We start from the raw sequence: 17,323 nt of genomic DNA on the forward strand, positions 1-17,323 counted from the left end.
GCTGAAACGTTTAATCTAGATTGATCGGCACGTTACTCGATAATGTCTCATCCTTGAAGTCCAACTGGTCGGATCTGCCTAGGCAATAAGTCGGCTGCCCTTATCGGGTAGGATTGGCGAAAATGTCGCGGCATGCTCGAAAAAACAAGGAAATACCGGGTTGAAACTCAGTGATATCGCGCGGTTGGCCGGCGTCTCCGTCACCACCGCCAGCTACGTCATCAACGGCAAGGCCGAACAGCAACGCATCAGCAACGCGACCGTCGAGCGCGTGCGCGCGGTGGTCGATCTGCACGGCTTTACGCCCAATCCGCAAGCGGCCGGCCTGCGCAGTCGGCACACGCGCACCCTGGGTTTTATCCTGCCGGATCTGGAAAACCCCAGTTACGCGCGGATCGCCAAGTTGCTCGAACAAGGCGCGCGGGCGCGCGGTTATCAATTGCTGATCGCCAGTTCCGACGATGCGCCGGACAGCGAACGTCAGCTCCTGCAACTGTTCCGCGCCCGGCGTTGCGACGCGCTGATCGTCGCCAGTTGTCTGCCCGCTGGTGATGACAGCTATCGCCAGTTGCAGGCCAAGGGTCTGCCGATCATCGCCATTGACCGGGTCATGGAGCCGGAGCATTTCTGCTCGGTGATCAGCGACGACCGCGAGGCCAGCCTGCACCTGACCCAGAGCCTGCTCGATCCACAGCCCAAGCAGATCGTGCTGCTCGGCGCCCGTCCGGAATTGAGCATCAGCCAGGAACGTGCTGCCGGTTTCCGCGAAGCGCTCAGAGATTTCCAAGGCGAAGTGCTGATCGAGCACGCCGAGTCGTTCAGCCGCGAGTGCGGCAAGCAACTGATGGAAGAACTCCTGCAGCGCCTGGGGCATTTGCCTGACGCGCTGGTGACCACTTCTTACGTACTGCTGCAGGGCGTGTTCGATGCACTGCATGATTTCCCGCTGAAATCGCGGCCGCTGCGCCTTGGCACCTTCGGCGACACGCAGTTGCTGGATTTCCTGCCGCTGCCGGTCAACGCCATGTCCCAGCAACACCAGTTGATTGCCGACAAGGCCTTGGAACTGGCACTGGCCGCCGTCGAGCAGGACGATTACCAGCCGGGCGTGCAAGCCATTGCGCGGACCTTCAAGCAGCGTATTCATCGGGACTGAAGCGTGGAGCTGATCGACAGTCACACCCATCTCGACTTTCCCGACTTCGACGCCGATCGCGCGGCGCTGCTGGCCGAAAGCCGCGCCCTCGGGGTGCGGCGCATGGTCGTGCTCGGCGTGCATCAGGGCAACTGGCAACGGGTGTGGGACCTGGTGCAGAGCGATGCCGACCTGTATGCGGCGTTCGGTCTGCATCCGGTGTTCCTCGATCAGCACCGCCGCGAGGATTTGCTCGCACTGGGTGACTGGCTGACACGCCTGCGCGGGCATCGGCAGTTGTGTGCGGTGGGCGAGATCGGTCTGGATTATTTCATCGAAACCCTGGACCGCGAGCGCCAGCAAGCGTTGTTCGATGCGCAACTGCAACTGGCGGCGGATTTCAACTTGCCGGCGCTGATCCACGTTCGCCGCAGCCATGCGGCGGTGATCGCCACGCTCAAACGCTTCAAGCTCAAACGCGCCGGCATCATCCACGCCTTCGCCGGCAGCCGCGAAGAAGCGCGGGAATACATCAAGCTCGGTTACAAACTGGGTCTTGGCGGTGCACCGACCTGGCCGCAGGCATTGCGCATGCATCGGGTCCTGCCGGAACTGCCGCTGCACTCGGTGGTGCTGGAAACCGACTCACCGGACATGGCCCCCGCCATGTTCCCCGGCCAGCGCAACAGCCCGGCGCATCTACCGGCGATTTGCGCGGCGCTGGCCGAGCTGATGAATATCACCCCTGAACAACTCGCCAACGTCAGCACCACCAACTGCTGCGAAGTCTTCGGCTGGTAACACCGCTATCCCCTGTGGGAGCGAGCCTGCTCGCGAAAGCGATCTGTCAGTGAGATCGTCAGTGCCTGCCCCACCGCCTTCGCGAGCAGGCTCGCTCCCACATTTTTGATCCGGCACCAGCCTCTCAGACGCGAAATGCGCTGATCAGTTGTTTGAGTTCAACCACCTGCGCCGACAGCGCGCGGCTGGCATCTTCGGTCTGGTGTGCCCCTTGCGCCGTGCGTTCGCCGGCGCGGTTGATCTCGACGATGTTCTGATCGATGTCATGGGCCACGGCGGTTTGCTGTTCCACGGCAGCGGCGATCTGCTGGTTCTGGTCGACGATCATGCCCACCGCGCCGAGAATATTTTCCAGCGCTTGCTGGACCTTCTCCGACTGCCCGACCGTGCCATTGGCCATCTGATGGCTGACGCCCATGGCCTTCACCGCCGCGCCGACGCCGCCATGCAGTTTGGCAATCATCTGCTCGATCTCCTCGGTCGATTGCTGGGTGCGCTTTGCCAGGGTGCGTACTTCGTCGGCGACCACGGCAAAACCGCGCCCCTGCTCGCCGGCCCGGGCCGCTTCGATCGCGGCGTTGAGCGCCAGCAGGTTGGTCTGCTCGGCGATGCTCTTGATCACCTCAAGCACACGGCTGATCGACTGGCTGTCACTGGCCAATTGATTGATCACCAGCACCGACTGATCAATCTCGCTGGCCAGCGCGGCAATGCTGCCCTGCTGCGATTCCACCAGACCCCGCCCGCTCAGGGTTTCGTCGTTGACGCTGTGGGCGCTACTCACCGCTGCCGCAGCACTGCGGGCAACTTCCATTGAGGTCGCCGACATCTGGTTCATCGCCGTCGCCACTTGTTCGATCTGCGTACGCTGGCCGGCGACAGCCTGATTACTCTGCGCCGACACGCTCTCCACTTGCCCGGCCTGACGCTCGACTTCGCCGACGGTGTGGCCGACGCGTTCGATCAGGTCGTGAATCTTCTTCACTGTGCCGTTGAACACCTCGCCCAATTCGCCCAGTTCATCGCGGCTGCTGGCCTTGAAGTTGACGGTCATGTCACCGGCCGCGACTCTGTCCATCATCGCCCCAAGGCTTTTCAGCGTAGTGCGGGTCGAGGCGTAGAAACCGCCGTAAAGATAGAAAATCAGCACGAACACCACCGACAGCGCCGACGCTTGCAGAACCATGTGCATGCGGTTCTGCGCCAAACGTTGCTGCAACTGGCTGTCGAGAAATTTCAGCGTGGCTTGATTCAGCTGATAGGTGTGTTCCATCAGGCCGGTGACCTGATCGTAAAACCCCTGCCACGGCGCATCGAGGGTGTCGGCCATCACCACTTGTTCTTCGAACAATTCGCTGGCCTGCTTGAGCGAGGCCTTGCTGCTGTCGGCCTGGGCGCTGAGGGATTCACGGGCAGCGCTGCTGGAACCGAGGGCGTCTTGCAGCTTCAGGGCGTACTCGGCCTGGAGTTTTTCGATCTGCACCAGCAACTCGTCAAAACGCGTGCTGGAAGAACTGTTGAGAAAGCCCTGGCCCAACGAATACGAACCCATCGCCCGGCCTTCGCCGAGCGTCTGCGTGACGCTCGGGGTGATCAGCGTGACCAGTTCGCTGAGCTGGCGAATATCACTCTGGTTATCGCGGCTCAGCCCGGCCTGACTGGTGATGATCTGGCTGAAAATCTGCGCACTGGCCAGCAACTTGCCGATCAACGCGCTTTTGCTTTGCAGCGAGCTTTCCGCTTGTTGGGCTTTGAACGCGGCGATCATTTCATCGCGTTTGGCTTCGAATTGCCTGATCTGCTCGGGGTCTTCGGCCATCGCCGTCAGCCCTTCGAGGCGCGCGAGCACGGCCTGCTCCAGCGTCTGGATCTGCGCTTCGACATTGCCCGCCTTGCCGGACTGGCCGAGGGTGACGTCGATCTGCACCAGATTGTTCAGGGTTTCCAGATCGCGACGCAGGCTCAGGCTGCTGCCCAGCAGGTCGAGGCTTTGCAGTTCGACGCGGGTGCCCTGAAATTCGCGATAGGAGTCGCGCACCAGATAGAAATTGGTCACCAGCATCGGCACCAGGAACAGCACGCTGATCAGGCTGAACTTCATGCCGAAGCTCAGACGGTTCATCAGCGAGACGGCGGGATAGAGCAAGCTCTTCACTGGAAGTCTCCCTTGGTTTTTCTTGTTTTTATTGGCAGGCGCGGGGCGACAGCAGATAGCCACTATCGGGCGCTATCCCTGTATAGCGCAAAACGGCGGGGGGGTTTGTAACTTAAGGTTAACAACGCAAGGACCAGCAACAGACCACTGTGGCGAGGGAGCTTGCTCCCGCTCGGCTGCGTAGCAGTCGCCAATCAGACAAAAGCGTTGCAGGTGACGAACAGCGAGGGCGGCTTCGCCACCCAGCGGGAGCAAGCTCCCTCGCCACAATATGTTCATTTCAGATCGTCAGTGAACCAGAACAGTCCACAAGGCAAACCCGGCATACCACAGCACTGCGGCGCGCAGCAGCAGTTCCCACAGGCAGTCGAGGGTGTTGATGCCGTCCGGGCCGACCGCTGGCGGCGGGATTTCCCCGGCGGCCAGGCCGACCTTGTTGATCAACTGTGCAGCGCTGATGTTCCAGTTGAGCAGCTCATGCAGCATCACTCGGCTGACCGCGACGAAGTTGCCGACCAGGGCCAGACTCGCCGCCAGCAAACGCACCGGCACCCAATCGAAGGCGTGACGCAACTGCGCCGCACGCTCGACCAGCGCCGGATTGTTGCCGTGCTCTTCGGCCAGCGCCAGCAAGCGATAGGCCAATGCCGCCACCGGGCCGAGGAGGAAGTACCAGAAGATCACCGCGAAGAAACTCTGATAGGCCTGCCACAGCAGATGCCCTTGCACCCGCTCGAGCAATTGCTCGCCGCTGTCGGCGCAGATGTTCAGGTCGCGCTTGGCCACGTGCGCCGCCGCTTGCAGGTCCTCGCGGCGCCAGGCATCGCGGAACGGGCCGAGGCCGCCGAGCAGATCGCCGCGTCCGAGGCTGTAAATCACCACCAGCAAATGCACCGGCAGCGCCAGCAAACCGTACGCCACCGGCTCCAGCACCAGCAACAACAGCGCCAGCAATGCCACCGGGAACAGCACCAGTATCGTCAGCACCAGCCACGGTTGTTTCGCCAGCCGCTCACCGGCTTCGAGTTTGTGCAGTTCGCGGATCCATCCGCCATCGCGTTGAAGCCGATGGCGCAGGGCCGAAAACTTCTCGATCCACAGCGCCAGCAGTAACACCAGAAAACTCATTGTCCTTCCTCTTTTGCCAGGGCCGCGCGGTAGCGTGCCCAATCGAATGCCGGTCCCGGATCGGTCTTGCGCCCCGGCGCGATATCGCTGTGGCCGCAGATGCGCTGATCGGTGATCGCTGGAAAACGCTCCTGCAACTGCCGGGTCAGCGCAATCAGCGAGCGATATTGTTCGTCGGTGAACGGCAGATCATCGGTGCCTTCCAGCTCGATGCCCACGGAAAAATCGTTACAGGTTTCACGACCTTCGAACAGCGAAACGCCGGCATGCCACGCCCGCTCCAGACAGGAGACAAACTGGGTGACCTTGCCGTCACGTTCGATCAGAAAATGCGCCGAGACGCGCAGGTCAGCGATGCCTGCAAAGTACGGGTGTTCGGTGACATCCAGACGATTCTGGAAAAATTCCTGCACCTTGCCCGTGGCGAATTGCGCCGGCGGCAGGCTGATGTTGTGGATGACCAACAGGGACACTTCGCCCGCCGGGCGCTCATTGAAGTTGGGTGACGGGCAGATCTGCACGCCATGACACCACCCGCTCGCGGGATCCAACTGCATACCGATTCCTTCAACGCCGACCATGTGGGCGCCCAGTATGCCGCGATCCGCCCTTGCCGCGCGATCACTTGCCGCGATTGAGTCGCCGCAGGTCGCCCAGCACCGTTTCAAGTGCGCGGTCGAACAGCAAAGTGTCCTCCAGCGCGCGGGCGCCACCACGGCTGAACGCCATGGCCAGATCGGTGCGATCGCGCTCCAGTACTTTCATGCCGGTGCGGTCGACGAAAACGTACTTGCCGGTCTCATCGATGATCGCCGCGAGCTTGCAACGCAAGGTCTGCTCGTCGTTCTCGTCGAACACCACCCAGTTGCCCACACGCAACTGCTCGACCTGACACAGGCCGGCATCGTCTTGCGCCGGGCGCGGCGATGGCGTGGCGGCATCAGCCAGGTCGGCGCTGTGCTGCAAGAGCTGCGGCGTGACTTCGATCAGGCTGTGATCGGCGTCGTCGGAGCGTTCCAGCACGCGCACGTGCAGTGCCTCCAGTTCACTGAAGAATTCGCTGGTGGCAAACGGGTCGAACGCCGTGCTGCTCAGGCCATCGCGCAGCGACTTGAGCAAGCCGGGCACCAGTGCCAACAGCCGCAGGCTGGATTCGCCATCGTCATGGCGTTGCACACTCCAGATCAACTGTTCCATGGTCTGCACGTCGGCGTGCCATTCGGCGGACTGATCGCCATGCTTCAGACAGGTCAGCAACAGCACGTTGCTCCAGGCTTGCTGAACGAAACCGACCACCGAGGCCGGCAGCACTTTGCCCGACAACGCCTGCTGCAGCGCCTGCGCTACGCGACGCTGAGCCAGCTCGGCTTTCGCCCGACCTTCCTCGGCATCGCGCAGGCGTTGTTCGAGCAGTTCGGTGCGGCGGCGTTCGTCCTGGGTGAAGGCGAGGAAATCGGCAAGCAGTTCGGAGAAGATCGCCGGGTCGTCGACGAACTCGCTCAGCAAGCGCTGCACCACTTGCTCGATGCGCACGTAGAGGCTGTCCCGCTCAGCACCATCGCAATCGCTCCAGCCCATTGCGGCCTCGGCGATTTCATTGAGCAGGCGCCGCGCCGGATGGGTGCTGCGGCTGAAGAAACTCTTGTCCAGTACGGCGACCTTGAGCATCGGAATCTGCAATCGGGCGATCAGTGCCTTGAGCGCGTCGGGCACGTTGCGATCCTCGAGGATGCAGTCGAAGACCATGGCCATCAGGTTGATCACATCTTCGTCGGCAGTCGCGACGACGCGGGAGCGGCCACTTCTGACGCTGACCCGGGTCAGCAGCTGTTCGAGCTGATGACGCAGATCGAAATCTTCCTGAGCCTCCAGCGCGGGTACGTATTGCTGCAAGTGCGACAACAACCGCAGCAGGTCGCGGGTGTTGATCGGATGCGCCGGAGCGCCGGGCTCCAGTGTCGGGGTGACACGGCCGCGCACGTGAGCGAGCAGTTGCTGCAGCGCGGCAAATACTTCCTCGACGCCTTCGTCCGCTGGCGGCGGCGCGTCGAGTTCTTCAACGAACGGGTCGCCTTCCCCACGCTCAACAGGACGCCGCGTTGTGGCCGGTTTCAGATGCGGCAATACGCCGGTGGCGAGCAGCAACTGATTGGCCTCGGCATACAGCTGTTCGGTGTCGGCCAGCACGTAGCGTTCGAACAGCTTGAGCAGGATCAGCTTGACCTTGATCTCGACGCCAAGATTACGCCCGGCCTGCAGGAAATATTCGCAGAGCATCGCCGGACTCAGCGGATTGTGCTGATCGTCGAGACGCTTGCCGAGCATCGAGCTGAACCGCGCGGTCAGTTGATCGAGGGCGAAGCCGTCGCGCTTGAGCACGCGGCTGACCATGGTCTGCACGGCGACGGTGCGTTCCATGGCATCGGTGCGCGGCGCCGCATCTTCAACCACCAGCGTGCGTGGCAAGGTAATGGCGGCAGGGTCGTATTGAGTGAGACCGGCGAAGGCTTCGAAAAACAGCTCGAGAAAGCCGCGCTCGATGTTCTTGCGCTTGAGGCGCAGGTCGCGCATGGCTTCGAAAAAGATGTTCTGATCGACGTCGTTGCGCGCCCGGTCGGCCATTTCGAACAGCGTGTCGTCGGCGTTATCGAACAGTTCCTGCAGATCGTGGCGCAGCTGCTGCGCAGCCTTGTCGCGAACCTGCAGCAGAATCACCGGCAGGCGGGCAAGCGGCGAGTGCTCCGCCAGATCGGCAGTCGCCCGGTGCAGAGGCACCACTTTCCCGTCGTTACGCATCCAAGCCTCCTGGAACAGTGATTCGGTTCGTCGCTTTGACACCGCCTGCCGCAGAGTCGTTCGTCAAAGCCATGACGTCAAATACAAGGCGGATTATCTGGCAAAAGATGGCGGCGATGCTATAGGCCTCAGGGTTTCCCCTATACGCCACGAACCCCGCACTCGGCTGAGAAAATCGACCAGATGCAGGCAGGCACGCGCGTTCTCGCCTTGGGTTGGCTCGCGCCCTGCCCCTATAATCGAATCACTTTGTTTGTGGAGTCCGTTATGCCGAATCTACGTCTCGCCGATCTGACCGCCGAAATCGAAAACAACGTGCGCCGTGCGTTGCTCGAAGACGTCGGCAGCGGTGACATCACCGCGCAACTGATCCCGGCCGAACGCCTGGCCAAAGCCACCATCATCACCCGTGACGACGCCGTCATCTGCGGCACCGCGTGGGTCGATGCGGTGTTTCGCCAGCTCGATCCGCGCGTGGCGGTGCATTGGCAAGTGGTGGACGGCCAGCGGGTCAAGGCCAATCAGCCGCTGTTTCACCTGGAAGGCCCGGCTCGCTCACTGCTGACGGGTGAACGCAGCGCGTTGAACTTCCTGCAGTTGCTGTCCGGCGTGGCGACGCGCGCGCAGTACCTGGCGGACTTCGTCGGCGCGACGCAGGTCAAGTTGCTCGACACTCGCAAGACCCTGCCCGGCCTGCGCCTGGCGCAGAAATACGCGGTGACCTGCGGCGGCTGCCACAACCACCGGATCGGTCTGTACGACGCCTTCCTGATCAAGGAAAACCACATCGCCGCCAGCGGTGGCATCGCTGAAGCCGTGGCCGCCGCGCACAAGATCGCCCCGGGCAAACCGGTGGAGATCGAAGTGGAAAGCCTTGAGGAGTTGCAGCAAGCGCTGGAAGCCGGCGCCGACATCATCATGCTCGACGAACTGAGCCTGGACGACATGCGCGAAGCGGTGCGCCTGACCGCCGGCAAAGCGAAACTGGAAGCCAGCGGTGGCATCAACGAAAGCACACTGCTGCCGATCGCCGAAACGGGCGTGGATTACATCTCGATTGGCGCGATGACCAAGGATGTCAAAGCGGTGGATCTGTCGATGAGACTCAGTCTCTGAACTGCAAGCTGCAAGCTGCAAGCTGCAAGCTGCAAGCTGAGCGATTGTGCTTTTACTTGTAGCTTGCAGCTTGAAACTTGTAGCTGCTTTTAAACGACGAGATTATTCATCTCGCAGTACTCATCCCACTCGACACCCAAGACTTCAGCCGCTTCCTTGTGCAGTACGAGGCGCTGCGCTTCGAACTCTTCCGGCGTGCTGGTGTACTTGAGGGTCAACTCCCAAGGCTGCAAGCCCTGCGCTTCGGCTTCGTCTTCGAAGGCCCACTGGATCTGGTCTTTCTGATCATCGGGACTCAAGTCCTTGATCTCTTCCTTCAGGTCCGGCACATCCAGAAGGTATTTTTCCAGCGCTTGTTCGTGGCGTTGCTCTTGGGTCAATTCAGTCATGGGGTTCTCTCTGATCTGGGAATGGAGGATGGATCTGGATCATCAAGGATCTCTCTGACGCGGACTGGCCGGCCTTCGGAACCATTCGGGATCATCTGAAAACTGCTAAGCGATGCTCATGCAGGCACAGAATATAGGACGTTTGCATGACGAATTACACGGCTCTTTACATCTCTTGCACAAAAAGCTGACCTGCGGAACATAAACGCGTAATCCAAGTCATAGCGATGTGCCACTTCGGTACACAACATGCTGTTCACAAGGAAAACCAGTGATGCGCAGCTTCTTGAAAATCTCCGCGATTGTCTCTACTACCACTTTGATCGCCGCTCTGGCCTTTCCCGCCAGCGCCATGGCCGTTGAACTGAGTTCCAGCAGCGCGTCCTATGGCGACAAGGTTTCACTCATCCACAACGATTATGGCAAGGACGTCGTGATCAAAAGCGATATCAGCATTGATGAGCTGCAAAAGATGCGCGACACCCTCAATGACCAGTCGCGCCAGATCGAAGAATTCAAACGTAGCAGCGGTTCGGGTTCAACCGCCAGCGCCAAGGAGATCGACGAACTGAAGAACAGGGTCAAGGAACAGGACCGCGAACTGGAAAGCCTCGGCCGCCAGGTTGAAGAACTCAAGCGGAACAGCGGCTCAAGCTCCAACTCGAACAGCAGCGAGATCTCGAATTTGAAGCAGATGGTCAACAATCAGGATCGGGACATGGATCAGCTTAAACGTACTGTCGAGGATCTGAGCCGCAAGGTGAAATAAACGAGGATGGTGCCCGAGACAGGAATCGAACCTGCGACCTTCGCGTTACGAGTGCGCTGCTCTACCGGCTGAGCTACACGGGCGATGGGCTAAACCTAGCATCGGTTTTCACAAAAGCAAAGATCGCAGCCTGCGGCAGCTCCCACATGATCGGATTATCAAACCGCTTCTGTGGGAGCTGCCGCAGGCTGCGATCTTTTGCTCTTTATTCAAGGCAAAAAAATGCCCCCGCCGTTTGCACGGCGGGGGCATCTTCATTGCGCTAAAGCCTTGGGCTGATTAAACGCCCGAAGCCTTGGCAGCTGCCACGTCTTTGATGGACAGCTTGATACGGCCGCGGTTGTCCACGTCCAGAACCAGCACTTCGACTTCCTGGCCTTCTTTGAGGATGTCGGTGACTTTCTCTACGCGAGCGTCGCTCAGCATCGAGATGTGCACCAGACCGTCCTTGCCCGGCAGGATGTTGACGAATGCGCCGAAGTCGACGATGCGCTCAACCTTGCCGACATAGATCTTGCCGATCTCGGCTTCTGCCGTGATGCTCAGAACGCGCTGACGCGCGGCTTCTGCGGCATCCTTGGTTTCGCCGAAGATCTTGATCGAACCGTCGTCTTCGATATCGATCGAAGCCTTGGTTTCCTCGCAGATCGCACGGATGGTCGCGCCACCTTTACCGATAACGTCACGGATCTTGTCGGTGTCGATCTTCATCGCGATCATGGTCGGAGCGTTGGCCGACAGCTCGGTACGCGACTGGCCAATGATCTGGTTCATCTGGCCGAGGATGTTCAGGCGCGCTTCAAGGGCCTGGCCCAGAGCGATTTCCATGATCTCTTCGGTGATGCCCTTGATCTTGATGTCCATCTGCAGCGCGGTCACGCCTTTGGCGGTACCCGCTACCTTGAAGTCCATGTCGCCCAAGTGATCTTCGTCGCCGAGGATGTCGGTCAGGACGGCGAACTTCTCGCCTTCTTTAACCAGACCCATGGCGATACCGGCCACCGGTGCTTTCATCGGTACACCGGCGTCCATCAGCGCGAGGGAAGCGCCGCACACGGAAGCCATCGAGCTCGAACCGTTGGATTCGGTGATTTCCGACACCACGCGGATGGTGTACGGGAACACGTCAGCGGCTGGCAGCATGGCCGAAACCGAACGACGGGCCAGACGGCCGTGACCGATTTCGCGACGACCGGCGCCACCCATGCGACCACACTCGCCTACCGAGAACGGCGGGAAGTTGTAGTGCAGCATGAACGGGTCTTTCTTTTCGCCTTCCAGGGTGTCCAGCAGTTGCGCGTCACGGGCGGTGCCCAGTGTTGCCACAACCAGTGCCTGGGTTTCGCCACGGGTGAACAGCGCCGAACCGTGAGTCTTCGGCAGAACGCCGACTTCGATGTTCAGCGGACGTACGGTGCGGGTGTCGCGGCCGTCGATACGTGGCTTGCCGTTGACGATGTTTTCGCGAACGGTGCGGTACTCGATTTCGCCGAAGGCTGCTTTGACTTCAGCAGCGCTAGGCTGGCCTTCTTCACCGGACAGCTTGGCAACCACTTGGTCACGCAACTCGCCCAGACGCGCGTAGCGGTCGGCCTTGACGGTGATGGTGTAAGCCTGGGAGATCGCTTCGCCGAACTCGGCACGGATCGCGCCCAGCAACTCGGTGGCTTCAGGCTGTGGAGCCCAGTTCCAGGTTGGCTTGGCGGCTTCGGCAGCCAGTTCCTTGACTGCGTTGATCACAACCTGGAATTCGTCGTGAGCGAACAGTACCGCGCCCAGCATCTGGTCTTCGGTCAGCTCTTTGGCTTCCGATTCAACCATCAGCACGGCGTCGGAAGTACCGGCAACGACCATGTCCAGGCTCGAAGCGGCTTGCTGTTCATAAGTCGGGTTCAGCAGGTAGCCGGTGCTTTCGTGGAAAGCCACGCGAGCGGCGCCGATCGGGCCGTCGAATGGAATGCCGGAAATGGCCAGGGCAGCCGAGGTACCGATCATCGCAGCGATGTCCGGATCGGTCTTCTTGCTGGTGGAAACGACGGTGCAGACAACCTGCACTTCGTTCATGAAGCCTTCTGGAAACAGCGGACGGATCGGACGGTCGATCAGTCGGGAAGTCAGGGTTTCTTTCTCGGAAGGACGGCCTTCACGCTTGAAGAAACCGCCAGGGATCTTACCGGCAGCGTAAGTCTTTTCCTGGTAGTGAACGGACAGAGGGAAGAAACCCTTGCCCGGATCGGCTTGCTTTGCACCGACGACAGTCACCAACACGCTGACGTCGTCGTCAACGGTGACCAATACTGCGCCGGAGGCCTGACGGGCGATACGGCCAGTCTCGAGGGTAACGGTCGATTGACCGAACTGGAATTTTTTGATTACCGGGTTCACGGTGTCCTACCTTCTTTGTGGCTCTTGGGGGAAACGGTTTCTTGCGAATTCTTGGGCAATCTCGGGAATCGGCCCGATGGCAATTGTCCGGGTGCTACAGGTAAAGCCATGCTGCAGATAAAACTTGAGGCTGGGAGCCTGCAAGGCGCCAGCGGAAAACCGCTGACGCCCGACAGACCACCAACCTCATAGCGCAATCGCTGATTAGCGACGCAGACCCAGGCGAGCGATCAGAGCGGCGTACCGGCTCACGTCCTTGCCTTTCAGGTAGTCCAGCAGCTTGCGACGCTGGTTAACCATGCGGATCAGACCACGACGGGAGTGGTGATCTTTACCGTTGGCCTTGAAGTGACCTTGCAGTTTGTTGATGTTGGCGGTCAGCAGTGCAACCTGCACTTCTGGCGAACCAGTGTCACCAACAGCTTGCTGGTAGTCAGCAACGATTTGAGCTTTTTCTTGAACGTCGAGAGCCATGAGGCAATCCTTCCTTATCAGGAAACTGTTTCAGGGAAACAGCTTCAACAGGCCAGGGACAAATCCCTGTATCTATAAATGAGTAGTGACCATGCCTGTTAACAGCCACACTCGCCGGCCCGCTTGACGCAGACCGGTTCCGGTCATTCTGACCGAATCAAGCGACGCGGCGCGATGCGCCCGTCTTCGCTCACTTCACCGATACCGATGAAGCGACCATTGTGATCCTGTACTCGCACCATGCCGAACTTCGGCGCATCCGGGGCACGCACCGGCTGGCCGTTGAGCCAGTAGAACGCGCTCGCCTCGGAGAAGTGCAGCAACGGCCAATCCTGCAGGCCGCTGTCCGAAGGCATCAGGAAACGGTCGACCGCTTCGTTGCCACCTTCGGCATGTACCGCTTCCAGCTCTTCGAGGGTCACGGTCTGCGCCAGGGTGAAAGGCCCGGCCTGGGTCCGGCGCAATTCTGCGACGTACGCACCACAACCGAGTTGCTCACCGATATCCTCCACCAGGGTACGAATATAGGTGCCCTTGCTGCAGTCCACCGCAAGCCGCGCAGTATCGCCTTCGAAGGCCAGCAATTCCAAGCGCGCAATAGTAACAGAACGCGGTTCGCGCTCCACTACTTCGCCTGCACGTGCCAGTTTGTACAGCGGCTGGCCATCACGCTTGAGCGCCGAGTACATCGGCGGTATCTGACTGATTTGCCCGCGAAATTTCGGCAGAACTGCTTCGACATCGGCGCGACCAACGGTCACCGGACGCTCCTGCAAAACTTCGCCTTCGGCATCGGCCGTGGTGGTGGTCTTGCCGAGTTGCGCCAGGGTTTCATAGCCCTTGTCGGAATCGAGCAGGTACTGCGAGAACTTGGTCGCCTCGCCGAAGCACAGCGGCAACACGCCGGTGGCCAGCGGGTCGAGGCTGCCGGTGTGCCCGGCCTTCTCGGCATTGAGCAGCCAGCGCACCTTCTGCAACGCGGCGTTGGAAGTGAAACCCAACGGCTTGTCGAGCAGGATGATGCCGCTGACGTTACGACGGATACGTTTGACCTGAGCCACCGAATTACTCCTTGGTGTCTTCAGGTGCTGGAGCGGCAACGTGCTGATTGTCTTCAGCCACGGCGCGCTCGATCAGTGCCGACAGGTGCGCACCACGCACGACGGATTCGTCGTAGTGGAAGTGCAGTTGCGGCACACTGCGCAGCTTCATTTCGCGGGCCAGTTGCATGCGCAGGAAACCTGCGGCGGCATTGAGCACCTTGATGCTTTGCGCGATGTCTTCAGCGTTGTCCTGACCCATCACCGTGATGAAAATCTTCGCGTGACCGACGTCACGGGACACTTCCACAGCAGTGATGGTGACCAGGCCGACGCGCGGGTCTTTGACTTCGCGACGGATCAGTTGCGCCAGCTCGCGCTGCATCTGATCGCCGATACGTTGGGTACGGCTGTATTCTTTTGCCATGATTTGTTACCTGTTACTGCCCAGCGGTGAAACCCGCAAGGTCTGAAAGCGGCAAACGCCCGGCCTGACAAAAGCCAGACCGGGCGTTGCGTTTAGAGTCCGGACGCTGTGCCGTGCATTTGCATGCTACGGCCCATCGTGGCCCTTGAAGTGCGCGAGTCAGAGGCTGCGAGCAACCTGAACCTTCTCGAAGACTTCGATCTTGTCGCCGACTTTGACGTCGTTGTAGCTCTTCACGCCGATACCGCATTCCATGCCGGCACGTACTTCGGAAGCGTCATCCTTGAAGCGGCGCAGGGATTCCAGCTCGCCTTCGAAGATAACGATGTCTTCACGCAGTACACGGATCGGACGGTTACGGTGCACGACACCTTCGATCACCATGCAACCGGCGATCGCGCCAAACTTCGGCGAACGGAACACGTCACGCACTTCGGCCACACCCAGGATGTTCTCGCGAACATCGCTGCCGAGCATACCGGTCAGGGCTTTCTTGACGTCTTCGATGATGTCGTAGATCACGTTGTAGTAACGCATATCCAGACCTTCCTGCTCGACGATCTTGCGAGCACCAGCATCGGCACGCACGTTGAAGCCGAACAGTACAGCGTTGGAAGCCAGTGCCAGGTTGGCGTCGGATTCGGTGATACCACCGACACCGCCACCCACGACGCGCACTTGCACTTCATCGTTGCCCAGGCCATTCAAGGCACCGTTCAACGCTTCAAGCGAACCACGGACGTCGGACTTGAGGACGATGTTGAGCGTCTTCTTCTCGGCCTGACCCATGTTTTCGAAGATGTTTTCCAGCTTACCGGCGTGAGCGCGAGCCAGTTTGACTTCGCGGAACTTGCCTTGACGGAACAGAGCCACTTCACGGGCTTTCTTCTCGTCGGCAACCACGCTCATCTCGTCGCCGGCGTCCGGGGTACCGTCCAGGCCGAGGATCTCGACAGGGATGGATGGACCGGCTTCCTTGATCGGCTTGCCGTTCTCGTCGAGCATGGCACGCACGCGGCCATAGTTCGAACCGACCAGGACCATGTCGCCTTGACGCAGCGTACCGTCCTGAACCAGCACGGTTGCCACCGGGCCACGGCCCTTGTCGAGCCGCGATTCAACCACGACACCACGGCCAGGAGCCGATGGAGTAGCTTTCAGTTCGAGAACTTCGGCCTGCAGCAGAACGGCTTCAAGCAGCTCGTCCACGCCAGTACCCATCTTCGCCGAAACCGGAACGAATGGTGTGTCGCCACCCCAGTCTTCGGAAGTCACGCCGTGAACCGACAGCTCGCTGCGGATGCGATCGAGATCGGCGCCCGGCTTGTCGATCTTGTTCACTGCGACCACCAGCGGCACGCCAGCTGCCTGAGCATGCTGAACGGCTTCGATGGTTTGCGGCATCACGCCGTCGTCCGCCGCAACCACGAGGATCACGATGTCGGTCGCCTTGGCACCACGGGCACGCATTGCGGTAAACGCGGCGTGACCCGGGGTGTCGAGGAAAGTGACCATGCCGCGATCAGTCTCAACGTGGTACGCACCGATGTGCTGGGTGATACCGCCGGCTTCGCCAGCAGCTACCTTGGCACGACGGATGTAGTCGAGCAGGGAAGTCTTACCGTGGTCAACGTGGCCCATTACGGTCACGACTGGAGCACGGGAGAACGACTCACCTTCAAACTTCAGGGACTCGGCCAGGGAATCTTCCAGGGCGGTGTCGCTGACCAGGGTCACTTTGTGGCCCAGTTCTTCGGCTACCAGTTGAGCAGTTTCCTGATCAAGCACCTGGTTGATGGTCGCTGGGGTACCCAGTTTGAACATGAACTTGATGATTTCAGCAGCCTTGACCGACATCTGGTTGGCCAGATCGCCAACCGTGATGGTCTCGCCGATCTGCACATCACGCACGACAGGGCCGGTAGGGCTCTGGAAACCGTGGGCGTTGCGCTTCTTCAGCTTGGCCTTGCCGCGACCACCACGACGGAAGCCATCGCTTTCTTCGTCGGTAGTGCGTGGTGCCACACGTGGCGCCGGAGCTTTTTCCTTGACCGATGCGCGATGCGGAGCGTTTTTGCGCTCGCCATCACCGCCACCGCTGCGACGATTGTTGTCGTCGGCACGTGGCTTGTCCGGACGGCGCTGTTCGTTCTGCTTGTTGCGAACGTCAGCCGAAGGAGCAGGAGCAGCAGCCACCACCGGTGCGCTTTCGCGAACAGGTTCGGCAGCGGCAGCCGGCGCCGCGACGGCGTCGCTGGCAGCGGTTTGCGCAGCAGCAGGCTGGCGACGCGCTTCTTCTTCGGCGCGTTGCTTGGCTTCTTCTTCAGCCTTCTGACGGGCAGCATTTTCTACTGCGCGGCGCTCATCCAGTTCACGCTTGCGCTCGGCTTCGATTTCTTCCGGGCTACGCTGTACGAAAACTTTCTTCTTGCGAACTTCAACGCTGATGCTCTTGCTACCAGCCACACGCAGGGTGCTGGTGGTTTTACGCTGCAGCGTGATCTTGCGTGGTTCTTCCACTTTCGCCTTGTGACTGCTCTTCAAGTGAGTCAGCAGGGATTGCTTCTCACTGTCAGTCACATTTTCGTCGGCGGCGGTGTGCGGCAGACCTGCCTCACGCATCTGCTGCAACAGGCGCTCTACCGGTGTTTTGACCTCATCGGCCAGTTGTTTCACCGTGACTTGCGTCATGCACTTCTCTCCTCAGG

14 protein-coding genes, 1 tRNA gene and 1 pseudogene are annotated in these 17,323 nt (G+C 60.3%); 4 read left to right on the plus strand and 12 right to left on the minus strand.

The features are described 5' to 3' along the window. Positions 1 to 160 precede the first annotated feature (160 nt). Together cra and AEQ63_RS20010 are read left to right on the plus strand one after the other, a co-directional pair. Entirely contained in the window at positions 161 to 1,156 is a 996-nt protein-coding gene (gene cra, locus AEQ63_RS20005) for a catabolite repressor/activator (RefSeq protein WP_064364492.1), read from the plus strand. Between the two features lie 3 nt (positions 1,157 to 1,159). Next, positions 1,160 to 1,936 carry a TatD family hydrolase gene (locus AEQ63_RS20010; RefSeq protein WP_064364493.1) on the plus strand — a complete coding sequence of 259 codons (777 nt, stop codon included), beginning with the start codon at positions 1,160 to 1,162 and terminating at the stop codon, positions 1,934 to 1,936. A gap of 124 nt (positions 1,937 to 2,060) precedes the next feature. On the opposite strand, the gene AEQ63_RS29330 is transcribed toward AEQ63_RS20010, so the two are convergent. The 5 genes and pseudogenes from AEQ63_RS29330 to AEQ63_RS20030 form a co-directional block, all read right to left on the minus strand. Then, positions 2,061 to 2,990, minus strand: coding sequence for a methyl-accepting chemotaxis protein (locus AEQ63_RS29330; RefSeq protein WP_401205007.1), 930 nt, complete (start codon positions 2,988 to 2,990; stop codon positions 2,061 to 2,063). Further along, a pseudogene (locus tag AEQ63_RS29335) lies at positions 2,967 to 4,058 on the minus strand (methyl-accepting chemotaxis protein); the annotation flags it as partial. The gene AEQ63_RS29330 and the pseudogene AEQ63_RS29335, both read right to left, overlap by 24 nt. 321 nt (positions 4,059 to 4,379) lie before the next feature. After that, the gene (gene ampE / locus AEQ63_RS20020) at positions 4,380 to 5,219 is read right to left on the minus strand and encodes a regulatory signaling modulator protein AmpE (protein WP_042608870.1); all 840 of its coding nucleotides are present in this window, start codon (positions 5,217 to 5,219) and stop codon (positions 4,380 to 4,382) included. Then, a complete protein-coding gene (ampD, locus tag AEQ63_RS20025; RefSeq protein ID WP_042608869.1) occupies positions 5,216 to 5,776 on the minus strand; it encodes a 1,6-anhydro-N-acetylmuramyl-L-alanine amidase AmpD in 561 nt (186 codons plus the stop codon). Before ampD ends, ampE begins: the two co-directional genes overlap by 4 nt. Positions 5,777 to 5,840: 64 nt before the next feature. Further along, positions 5,841 to 8,015, minus strand: coding sequence for a DUF1631 domain-containing protein (locus AEQ63_RS20030; RefSeq protein ID WP_064364495.1), 2,175 nt, complete (start codon positions 8,013 to 8,015; stop codon positions 5,841 to 5,843). Positions 8,016 to 8,282: 267 nt separating this feature from the next. Here AEQ63_RS20030 and nadC point away from each other — a divergent pair, with 267 nt between their 5' ends. Continuing rightward, positions 8,283 to 9,131, plus strand: a complete 849-nt coding sequence (nadC, locus tag AEQ63_RS20035) for a carboxylating nicotinate-nucleotide diphosphorylase (RefSeq protein WP_064364496.1) — start codon at positions 8,283 to 8,285, stop codon at positions 9,129 to 9,131. A gap of 89 nt (positions 9,132 to 9,220) precedes the next feature. On the opposite strand, the gene AEQ63_RS20040 is transcribed toward nadC, so the two are convergent. Further along, complete coding sequence (locus tag AEQ63_RS20040; protein ID WP_042608866.1) at positions 9,221 to 9,520, minus strand: DUF6388 family protein; 300 nt, start codon at positions 9,518 to 9,520, stop codon at positions 9,221 to 9,223. A 274-nt stretch (positions 9,521 to 9,794) separates the two neighbouring features. Here AEQ63_RS20040 and AEQ63_RS20045 point away from each other — a divergent pair, with 274 nt between their 5' ends. Then, the gene (locus AEQ63_RS20045; RefSeq protein ID WP_064364497.1) at positions 9,795 to 10,289 is read left to right on the plus strand and encodes a hypothetical protein; all 495 of its coding nucleotides are present in this window, start codon (positions 9,795 to 9,797) and stop codon (positions 10,287 to 10,289) included. A gap of 7 nt (positions 10,290 to 10,296) precedes the next feature. Here AEQ63_RS20045 and AEQ63_RS20050 read toward each other — a convergent pair. The 6 genes from AEQ63_RS20050 to infB all read right to left on the minus strand — a co-directional run bounded on the left by AEQ63_RS20050 (position 10,297) and on the right by infB (position 17,306). After that, positions 10,297 to 10,372 (minus strand) — tRNA-Thr (locus AEQ63_RS20050). A 196-nt stretch (positions 10,373 to 10,568) separates the two neighbouring features. After that, positions 10,569 to 12,674, minus strand: coding sequence for a polyribonucleotide nucleotidyltransferase (pnp, locus tag AEQ63_RS20055; RefSeq protein WP_042608864.1), 2,106 nt, complete (start codon positions 12,672 to 12,674; stop codon positions 10,569 to 10,571). Positions 12,675 to 12,878: 204 nt separating this feature from the next. Continuing rightward, positions 12,879 to 13,148, minus strand: coding sequence for a 30S ribosomal protein S15 (gene rpsO, locus AEQ63_RS20060; protein ID WP_016771751.1), 270 nt, complete (start codon positions 13,146 to 13,148; stop codon positions 12,879 to 12,881). Between the two features lie 143 nt (positions 13,149 to 13,291). Then, a complete protein-coding gene (gene truB, locus AEQ63_RS20065; protein ID WP_024011571.1) occupies positions 13,292 to 14,209 on the minus strand; it encodes a tRNA pseudouridine(55) synthase TruB in 918 nt (305 codons plus the stop codon). A gap of 4 nt (positions 14,210 to 14,213) precedes the next feature. Then, on the minus strand, positions 14,214 to 14,615 hold the full coding sequence (rbfA, locus tag AEQ63_RS20070; protein WP_016771753.1) for a 30S ribosome-binding factor RbfA: 402 nt from the start codon (positions 14,613 to 14,615) through the stop codon (positions 14,214 to 14,216). Between the two features lie 159 nt (positions 14,616 to 14,774). After that, complete coding sequence (gene infB, locus AEQ63_RS20075; RefSeq protein WP_042608863.1) at positions 14,775 to 17,306, minus strand: translation initiation factor IF-2; 2,532 nt, start codon at positions 17,304 to 17,306, stop codon at positions 14,775 to 14,777. Positions 17,307 to 17,323: the final 17 nt, after the last annotated feature.

The sequence above is a fragment of the Pseudomonas sp. RIT-PI-o genome, from assembly GCF_001297215.1.
GTDB classification, from domain to species: Bacteria; Pseudomonadota; Gammaproteobacteria; order Pseudomonadales; family Pseudomonadaceae; genus Aquipseudomonas; species Aquipseudomonas moraviensis_A.